The organism is Leptospira ilyithenensis, from assembly GCF_004771005.1.
In the GTDB taxonomy this organism is placed as follows: domain Bacteria; phylum Spirochaetota; class Leptospiria; order Leptospirales; family Leptospiraceae; genus Leptospira_A; species Leptospira_A ilyithenensis.
On the sequence record NZ_RQHV01000021.1, the window covers coordinates 40,323 to 50,064 of the forward strand.

At 35.2% G+C, this 9,742-nt stretch carries 7 protein-coding genes; 2 read left to right on the forward strand and 5 right to left on the reverse strand.

The features are described 5' to 3' along the window. Nucleotides 1–12: 12 nt before the first annotated feature. The 4 genes from EHS11_RS03200 to EHS11_RS03215 are packed head-to-tail and all read right to left on the reverse strand — an operon-like array spanning nucleotide 13 to nucleotide 5,376. Complete coding sequence (locus EHS11_RS03200) at nucleotides 13–1,047, reverse strand: hypothetical protein (protein WP_135762975.1); 1,035 nt, start codon at nucleotides 1,045–1,047, stop codon at nucleotides 13–15. Nucleotides 1,048–1,094: 47 nt separating this feature from the next. Further along, the gene (locus EHS11_RS03205) at nucleotides 1,095–2,408 is read right to left on the reverse strand and encodes a restriction endonuclease subunit S (RefSeq protein WP_135762976.1); all 1,314 of its coding nucleotides are present in this window, start codon (nucleotides 2,406–2,408) and stop codon (nucleotides 1,095–1,097) included. 2 nt (nucleotides 2,409–2,410) lie between these two features. After that, the gene (locus tag EHS11_RS03210) at nucleotides 2,411–3,403 is read right to left on the reverse strand and encodes a virulence RhuM family protein (protein WP_135762977.1); all 993 of its coding nucleotides are present in this window, start codon (nucleotides 3,401–3,403) and stop codon (nucleotides 2,411–2,413) included. After that, complete coding sequence (locus tag EHS11_RS03215; protein WP_135762978.1) at nucleotides 3,400–5,376, reverse strand: type I restriction-modification system subunit M; 1,977 nt, start codon at nucleotides 5,374–5,376, stop codon at nucleotides 3,400–3,402. Before EHS11_RS03215 ends, EHS11_RS03210 begins: the two co-directional genes overlap by 4 nt. Nucleotides 5,377–5,989: 613 nt before the next feature. Here EHS11_RS03215 and EHS11_RS03220 point away from each other — a divergent pair. After that, on the forward strand, nucleotides 5,990–7,678 hold the full coding sequence (locus EHS11_RS03220; protein ID WP_135762979.1) for an ATP-dependent nuclease: 1,689 nt from the start codon (nucleotides 5,990–5,992) through the stop codon (nucleotides 7,676–7,678). Beyond that, a complete protein-coding gene (locus tag EHS11_RS03225) occupies nucleotides 7,668–9,104 on the forward strand; it encodes an AAA family ATPase (RefSeq protein WP_135762980.1) in 1,437 nt (478 codons plus the stop codon). Before EHS11_RS03220 ends, EHS11_RS03225 begins: the two co-directional genes overlap by 11 nt. 84 nt (nucleotides 9,105–9,188) lie before the next feature. Here the strand turns inward: EHS11_RS03225 and EHS11_RS03230 are convergent. Then, nucleotides 9,189–9,742: DDE-type integrase/transposase/recombinase (locus EHS11_RS03230; RefSeq protein ID WP_135762945.1), on the reverse strand; the 554-nt coding region annotated here is incomplete at its 5' end.

Here is a 9,742-nt window from a genome sequence, read left to right on the forward strand (position 1 = left end):
GCCTACCTTAATCTAAAAATAAGGAACATGGAATTGTTCAATTTTCATATCTACTGTTATCTTTATATCTGGAAAAATTGATTCCATAGCAGTCCTTACATGTTCAATTTTATCATCACGAACCTGTAAATAAATGCTTTCAAGACTTGTCATTTCTTTTAGAATTTCAACATCCATATCCTTGTTATAATCAGGAAAGGAATACCCAATCACAATGAGTTCTTTCGCTTTTTTACTTATCGTTTTTGCAATTTCTATACCTTGTTGTGCCATCGGCACTTTCTCCCATGCAAAGAAAAATAATTGCTTTATCGAGGGTTGGGAGTGTGAAAATTTATAATAAATTTCAAGAGCGTTTAATACTGATTTTGCATCGAATTCTCTAAACGTACTTTTCAATAGTGAATTTACTTCACCTGCGTTAAGATACGATCCCGTTGAGCCATTGACTTTCACAATAGATATTTCGTTATCAGTTAAGCTTCCGTTATTGTAGCGACCCATCTTTGGATACACACCCCATTTCTCATAATGCGGACTTCCAAGTTCAAATTGACAAAGCTCTTCCAATGCTTTTTCTATCTGTAGATCGTAGTTCCAACTAATTACTTTGAAACGAGGTTTTAAATAAGGTATCCCTTGCTCTCTATTTGTAATTTTCGTTAGCCAGTGGTCATATCGATGATCAATGATATCATATTGTTCGTCGGCTTTACTTTGCTCCAATAGCAAGTAACATGATAATGTAGCTTTCAACTGATCATATTCTTCAGTTTTCTTTGCCTCCCATAGCTTTCTTGCATAGTTGTCGATTGAGTTTTTCCCAGATTTTTCTACAACATGATCAATGCTTTTCAGGAATTTTTCTTTTACCTCTTCAGGAGTTAACGGAATTCTGCTTTCACTTGAAAAAATATAATCACTCAGATTAATCGTATTCGACAAATATCCTTTGAATGCAGTCATCCTATTGGAAAGATGATTTACAACAGGAATCGCTTTTGCACTCGCTCCTGCTCCTAAGTAATATACAGTATAATCAATCATAAATATTCTATATGCTTAAAATCCTATATGAAGAGGTATTTGCATAGTCATACCAACTCCCTGACATCGATCTTTCCAGTCACCACTGATGAAATCAGTGCAGATCGTTTTTCTTTCAGATGCTCGATTGCGAGTGTAGATTTCTTAATTACTAAATTTGATTTTTCTAATTTCATGTTTATGAAATCTGCAATTCTTTTTTGCTCCTCAAATTTCGGAAATGGCAACATAAATGCTTCAAATTGTTCTGTTGGTAATCGCCATCGACCAAGTTGAGAACTGCCTTGACCAAAATTATAGAAAATTCGATCCGTATAACCACGCAAAAGGACATACTTAAAAAATTCTGGATAACTATGCTTATCGGACAAAACAAAAACACGATAATCTGGACTTGTTACTCCTTCAAACTTTGAAATATCAACGGAACCAGTTAGCAAATCCATATGATTCATCGCAAAGTCACCAGGGTATACTAACTGATATTTAGAATAATCCATAGAAATTTGTCCTTCATTATTAGAGATGTCTTTAATCCTAATTCCTCTTTGCGTTATGGAGAGTATTTGGTATCCAAGCTTTCCAGCGATTCTCTTTTTAATTTTGAAAAGATACTTCAGTTTTTTCACCTCCCATCCCTCAGGAATATCACCTAACCAGTCCACTCTACTGTCCTTCATCGTTGCTTTTGGATCAAGACCATTCGTGACTGCATGGGAGATCAGTGCTTGTCTCTTCTCTTCTAGGAGAGCAATCAGTTGTTCTTGTTTGGCTATGAGAGTGTCGATCTTTGTCGTTTCTCTATCGAGGAAGGTGGCGATGGCTTTTTGTTCGGCGAGTGGTGGGGCGAGAAAAGTTGCATTATTTATTGCATACGTGCCAAGTCCATATCTTGTTAAGCCATTTGAAACGGTTGCAAAAAATGATCTAGCGTACCTACTTTTAAACATCCAATTAAGATAGAATCCATCATTTTTTGTATTTATTGCTCTGATCATTGCTAGATGATATCCGCAGATCACGTTATTTAAATCTTCAGGTACAAATGCAGGAACAGCTATGTCGTTTGGGTCTTCTGAATCTTTTGTAATTATGACATCACCCTTTTTTAGTGAAAACTTTGCCTTCTGTTCTGGCGTACATGTAGCTATCATGAATTCCATTTTAGAATCAATTTTTTCATTGTAATAAACATCAGTGTAATTGCATAATTTAACTTGCTCTTCATCTTCCTTTGATTTTTTATCCACATTACTTGGAAAGCAAGAAGCAAGATACTTTAACTTCTTCACCTCCCATCCCTCTGGAATCTGTCCCAACCATTCCACTCCACTGTCTCTGTATTTAGGATATGGCTTCATTGTTATTTTGAATCCTTTAATTTTTGCAAATCAGATTCCAATTCTTTTATACTCTCTTCTTTTTCCAAAAGCCTAGTGTTCGTTTTATACTTTTCGTATTCTTCGGCTGATTTTTTCATCGCCATCTCATGACTGATTTTCCCTGCGTGAGTAAGGAGTTCACGTCCATTCAATTGCAGTATGGAATCAAGCCTTGCGATCCAATCCTTCATATACATGGGCGTTCTTTGTTGAGCCATCGTTTCGGCAAAAGCCAAATATTGTTCTACAAGAAGTCCCAAGAGTTTAATTTCATCTTCTTTAAGGTAGTTCTTGGCGATTCCAACATCTGATTTTCTAATTTTATGATTGGAAGAAATATCAATTGATTCCATTCCCATCAAAGGAAGATTAGCGTCCGCTCTACGGTAGACTAATTCAGAGGCTGTGCTTTCACTAATTGCCCAAAGTAATTTGTTTTGAACAATTTTAAAGAATTCAATTGTCTTTTCATCTTTTGAATCATAGTCAATGCTCGTTTTGTAAATATCTTTGATCTTTTGATAAAGGAATCTCTCCGAAATTCGAATCTCACGGATTCTTTCTTGGAGTTCATCAAAGTAGTTCATACTGTTTCCAGATTTGAACCTTTCGTCATTCAAAGTGAAGCCTTTGATGATATATTCCTTTAGCCTTTGCGTAGCCCAGATGCGGAACTGTGTGCCTTGCATGGATTTGACACGATACCCAACGGAAATGATGACATCTAGGTTGTAGTAATTGGTATCATAGGATTTGCCGTCAGAGGCAGTAGTTCGGAAATTCCGAACTACTGAACTTTCATCCAATTCGGCTTCAGCAAATATATTTTTAATATGCTCACTGATGGTCGATTTAGACTTTTGGAACAATTCACAGAGGTCAGCCTGAGTGAGCCAGACGGTTTCCTCCTCAAGTCGCACATCCAGTTTGATCTTGCCATCTGGATTTTGATAGATAAGGATTTCTCCGCTCAACTATGAACCTCTTGTAACAAATCCAATATTTCTTTGGTTACTTTATCCAAATCAGCATCGATTTCTTTTAGCTCTCTTGGTGGTTTGTATTCGTAGAAATGACGGTTGAACGGAATCTCATAACCAACGATTCCAACTTGGTTATCTTTTTCATCTCGTTTGGTGGTATCGATCCAAGCATTTGGTACATGAGGCAGGACTTCTCTTTTGAAATAGGTTTCAATGTTTTCACCAAGTGGAACATTTTCAGAATCTCGCAGGTCAGAATCCGCTTCAATTTCACCTTTTGCATTCTTACAATCCTTTGCTGTTTCATCTTGTTCGCCAAATGTCTTGACAATTAACTTTTCTATGGCAGGAGTGAGTTTGATCTTTGCTTTTAAGTCTTTAAGAAAGAGTTCACGATCATCATATCTCTCGTTTAATGTTGAGAGACCATCCAAGATCAACTTTTGTTCTTTTTTATCCAGCTTACCAAAAGTAGAGTCTTCTTTTAAGAATGAAAGTTTGATTTCGTCTTTGGGCAAAAAAGATAACTTGAGCGGTCTTTCTACCGTGATTCGTCTATAACCAAAATCAGTATTTTTGAATATTTTACTCACCTTACTTACTTTCATCGAACCATAGATTTTGACGATCTCTTCTATATGTTTTTCAGTCATATACTTTCGTTTGGAACCGAGTGACTTTCTCATCTTATCACAAAACTCTTCACTGTTAGCATTGATGAGTTGTACTTTTCCAAGTCTTACTTTATCTTTATGGTTGGAAAGAATCCATATGTAAGTTGCAATTCCAGTGTTATAAAACATATCTGTTGGTAGTGCAACAATTGCTTCTACCAAATCGTTTTCCAATACGTATCTTCTGATCTCGGACTCACCTGAGCCAGCACCTCCAGTAAAGAGCGGAGAACCATTTAAGATGATTCCAATGCGACTACCACCTTTACTTGGTTCTGTCATCTTGGAGATTAAATGCATAAGGAATAATAAACTGCCATCCGACACTCTAGGAAGACCTGCTCCAAATCTTCCCGAATATCCTTTCTTTTTATGCTCGTCGTATATCTGCTTTTCTACTTTCTTCCAATCTACTCCAAATGGAGGATTTGATAATGAATAATCAAAATATGCTCCTGCATGTTGGTCATCACTAAGAGTATTCCCTAGTTTGATATTTTTGACATCTTGACCTTTGATGAGCATGTCCGCTTTACAAATAGCGTACGACTCAGCGTTTAACTCTTGTCCAAAATTAATGATCCTTGCTTTCGGATTTAATTCGAAGATATACTCACTACTTGAGGATAAAAGCCCTCCTGTTCCAGCAGTAGGATCATAAACAGAACGAATGATTCCTGGTTTCGTAAGCGCATCACTATCATTGCAAAACAATAATGAGGTAATCAGGCGAACAATATCTCTTGGAGTAAAATGATCCCCTGCTGTCTCGTTACTCGATTCAGCAAACTTACGAATTAACTCTTCGAAGATAAGTCCCATTTGGTGGTTATCCACTACCTTGGGATGGAGATCAACACTCGCAAATTGACCACAAACATGGAAGAGCAAGTTTGCTTTGTGGAGTCGGTCAATGATATCCTGGAAGTTGAAGTTCTGGAATATGTCCGAGACATTCTCACTGAAAGACTCAACATAAGTCTCTAGATTGGATTTGGTATCGTTCGTGCCTAGACGCTCCAGGGTAATATTGGAGGTATTGTAAAAGGTAAATCCTGATGCTTTTTCTAGAAAAGGTTGCAGTGGAACTTTGCTTCCCTTGTGCTTCTTCATCTCGATAATTACATCCTCTCTGGTTGCTTCCAGGACGCATTCTAGGCGTCTGAGGACTGTCATGGGAAGAATAATCCGTCCATATTCGGATTGCCTAAAATCTCCTCTAAGCGTGTCTGCTACCGACCAAATGAACGATGCAATGGAGGAAAATGATTCTGATTGTGTTTTTGCCATGCTTTCACTTTAAAAAATGAGGTTCCGCCCTTTGGTCAAGAGGTATTTGCCTGTGTTACCTCGTGACTCTAATGGGTATTTTAGCAATGGGGTGGGACAAAATTTGAATTTTAAGTGGTGTTTATCAAATAAAAAAACTTCCCAGACTAACTGATGGTATTCGATATTAAAAAATATATCCATGTATAAAATTTTCGAAGATAAGGAAAATCGCAAGCACCATAATAAATTTCAGAAATGGCGAAAGGAAAATCAATGTCTGAAAAGCTGAACACCTTAACAATGAACATTGAACGAGAATTCTTTGCGAGTATCCTATCTAGACCGCAAAGGAAGAATATAGAATATCGTAACATGTCAGAATACTGGCTTACTAGATTAGATAAGGTCGGGAAACCACCATTCAAATTGCGATTATTGAATGGAATACTACCACCTGTGCCCGAAGCGACTTTGATAGTTACCAAGGTTGTAAAGAGTAAAAAGAAGGAAGAACTTCAATTTCATCTCGGAAAAATTTTAGAGGTGAAATATTAATCGCCTCAAGCTTTACTTAACATATTTGTAAAATTGATTAAAATAGGCAAACCAGGAATCAATAGATGGAGATAACATGGCAAAAATTTATTCGCTTAAAATTTCAAACTTTCGAAGTATAAGAAATTTTGAACAAATATTCGGAACGAAGAACTTTATCTGTTTAATTGGTCGTGGTGATTCAGGGAAGTCTACAATTCTAGATGCAATTTCATATGTGTTATACCCAAATTGGAATTTATCCTTTTATGATACGGATTTTTACGATGGAGAAATTAATAATCCAATTGAAATACAAGCTTCGTTAACTGATGTACCTAAGGTCTTGCTACAAGATTCAAAATTTGGGCTTTTTATTCGTGGACTTGATTTGAATACAGGTCTCATAAAAGACGAACTAGAAGACCATCATGAAATTATTTTAACGATAAGTCTAACAGTAAATAAATACTTAGAACCTAAATGGCATGTTATAAACTACAGAAATGGTAAACAAAGTATAGAAATAAATGCCAATGATAGAAACAAATTTAATTCATTTCTTGTTTCTGATTATATTGACAGGCATTTCAGTTGGAGCAAGGGAAGCCCTCTATATTCAATCCTCAAATCAGAAGGAAATAATTTAGATGATTCTAATGTTATTATTGATGAATTTAGACAAGCGAAAGAGAGGATAGATTCAACCTCTTTTGGTAAATTGGAAAATGTGATAGAGAAAATTCAATCTAATGCCTCCAAATTTGGTTTAAACATTTCAAATACCAATAACACTATCGATTTCAAAGATATTGCTCTATTAGATAGTAAGATTTGCCTTCATGAGGATAAAATTCCTTTTAGATTAAAAGGAAAAGGCTCCAAACGGATAATTTCTATAGCCATTCAAACTGAGCTTATGAAAGAGGGAGGAATTCAATTAATAGATGAAATTGAACAGGGGTTAGAACCTGACCGAGCACAGCACTTAGCAAGGAGTTTAAAGAAGAATAATTTTGGTCAAACTTTTATAACCACACATTCCCGTGACGTACTCGTCGAACTAAATGCCGAGGATATTCTCATTATGAAAAAGAGAATAGATAACCTAATTACTGTTAAAAATGAATTACAAGGTTGCATTAGAAAAAACCCAGAAGCTTTTTTTGCTGAAAAAGTAATTGTCTGTGAAGGAATAACAGAAGTTGGATTTTGCAGGGAAATAAATGAATTCAGAATTAACTCTAATCAGAACAATGCGGCAAATTTAGGAATTCGCTTTGCGGATGGAGGTGGTTCCAAATGTTCCGATTATGCTCAAAGTTTTTCAGAAGCTGGATATGAGGTCTGCTTATTCTGCGATTCCGATAATGATGATTTTAATCGCAAGAAAGAAGCATTAAGAAAGATTGGAATAACTATCGTTGATTGTGAAAATAATAACGCATTAGAACATCAGATTTTCTTAGACTTACCTTGGGAAGGCATTAGAGAACTCCTAAACTATCAGATAGATTTAATACAGGAATCTGTTAAAGACAGTCTGCTGAGTGCATATAAATCTTATGGATATGGAACATTTCCAAACGATTGGCTCAATATGGATATACTTGAGATGAGAAAGGTTCTTGGATTCACATCTAGTAAGAATAAATGGTTTAAAAATATTCAACATGGAGAATTCCTTTCTAAAGTTTGCTTAAAATACTTTGAAGCAATTAAAGATAAACATATCGGGAAACAGATTATCGCCTTATCCAATTGGATGGATAACCTTGTTAATTAAAGATTTTTTATCAAATGGCAAGAGTATGCTAATAGCACCAGCAGGCTTTGGTAAGACTCATACAATATCCGAATGCTTGCAATATTGTCAAAATGAAAAAAAACAATTAGTTTTAACACATACTCATGCGGGGGTGGCATCAATAAAAGAAAAAATTGGAAAAACCGCTCTCCCTTCAAGAAGTTATGATATAGAAACGATCACAAGTTTCGCTCAAAAATATTCTTTAGCATTCTGTAATAATTCAGATATTCCAGAACAATCCTATCCGAAAGAATATTATCCTTTCATTTTAGAAAATGCCATAAAATTCATAAAGCTCAAACCTATAAAAGAGATTATTTCAAATACATATGGAAGATTATTCGTGGACGAATACCAGGATTGCACTACCAAGCAACACGAACTTATTCTTCTCCTATCAAATATATTGCCAACTCACCTTCTTGGAGATTTCTTACAAGGAATCTTTGACTTTAATGACAATACACTCGTCGACATGACAGACAGAGTTCAAATGGGAGAATTTAGTGAATTTAAATTTGAATTAGATAAACCACAAAGATGGCTCAACGGAAACAATAGCACATTAGGTGAGGATTTAAAAAAAATTAGGCAAGATATTTTGATGAAAGTGGATTTAAAATTGGAAAACTATCCTTCAATAGAAATGCATTCCTTTCCTGAAAGAGATTTATCAAATCCTAAGAGTGATTACTATAAAAGAATTAGAATACTCCTAAAAGAGCCTAATCTTCTACTGCTACACCCTGAAACTTCAAATATAAATCCGAGGCTATCTTTAATAAAACTATTAAACAATTCAGTAACATTGATTGAATCAATCGACGATAAAGATTTTTACAATGTATCAAAATTAGCAGACAGTATATCCGAAGAAAATGTCAAAATTAAATTGATTGAAATCTGCCATAAACTATTCAATAAAACTGGTATAGATTATTGGTTTAATGATAAAGGATTAAAGAATAAAACAAAAGCAGAAGAAAGAGAAAGAATACTTCCATTACAACTCAAGATCAATTCACTAACAAACAAATTATCATCCGAGCTACTTTCAGAAACTATCAAAGAAATTGGAAAATTAGATCAGGTAAAATGCTCCAGAAAAGAGTTATATAAGACATTTTGTAGGGCATTAGATGATTCCGAAATACAAAATATTTCAGTCTATGACTCAATGGTTAATTCAAGAAATTTTACTAGAAGAATCGGTAGAAAGGTTTTTGGTCGATGTATAGGCACTACATTACTAACGAAAGGTTTAGAATTTGACACAGTTGTAATTTTAAATGCACATAAGTTTACACATCCTAAGCATTTGTATGTTGCTTTAACTAGAGCATCTAAACGTTTAATAATATGCACAGAGAATAATATTTTGAGACCAAATTACTTAATTTAAGTTTTCATAATTTAAAATATAGATGAAAGCTTTACATGTACAGATATAGTATTCGCCGGTCACAATCCTCTAACTTTACTTAGGTCAAATGTTCTCTACCGGTTCTAGTTCTAATTCTCGACAACCCTCCAGAAAAACTTGATAAGGAATTCTTCCATTCATGTTTCTACCTTGGTGGGATCTTTCCGTATTGTAAAATTTTAGATAAACTTGTAAGTCCTTATCCATTTCCTCAACGGTTTCATAAAAGTTAGTTCTACCTGCAACCCGGAAGTGTTCATCAAGCAAAGTTCTATGAAGTCTCTCCACATATCCGTTGCTTTGTGGTCTCCTGACTTTTGTAGTTCTATGTTCAATGTCTTCCAATTGAAGGAAAAGCTCGAAAGGATGTTGGTCTTCTCTTCCACAATATTCACGTCCATTGTCGGTAAGAATCGTTTTAATGGGAATGTTGTGCTCTTCAAAGAAAGGAAGAACTTCATTATTCAAAGTTTGCACTGCTGTGATTGGCATCTTGGATGTATGAAGTGTTCCCCATGCATATCTGGAATGACAATCGATTACTGTTTGCAAATAGACTCTTCCTATTCCTTTTAAAGTCCCGACCATGAAAGTATCCATAGAGACCAAATCCCCTG

What these genes read in the sequence shown, in the direction of transcription:
- EHS11_RS03200 (WP_135762975.1), bottom strand. Translation starts at nt 1,047, where the DNA reads ATGATTGATTATACTGTATATTACTTAGGAGCAGGAGCGAGTGCAAAA.
- EHS11_RS03205 (WP_135762976.1), bottom strand. Translation starts at nt 2,408, where the DNA reads ATGAAGCCATATCCTAAATACAGAGACAGTGGAGTGGAATGGTTGGGA.
- EHS11_RS03215 (WP_135762978.1), bottom strand. Translation starts at nt 5,376, where the DNA reads ATGGCAAAAACACAATCAGAATCATTTTCCTCCATTGCATCGTTCATT.
- EHS11_RS03220 (WP_135762979.1), top strand. Translation starts at nt 5,990, where the DNA reads ATGGCAAAAATTTATTCGCTTAAAATTTCAAACTTTCGAAGTATAAGA.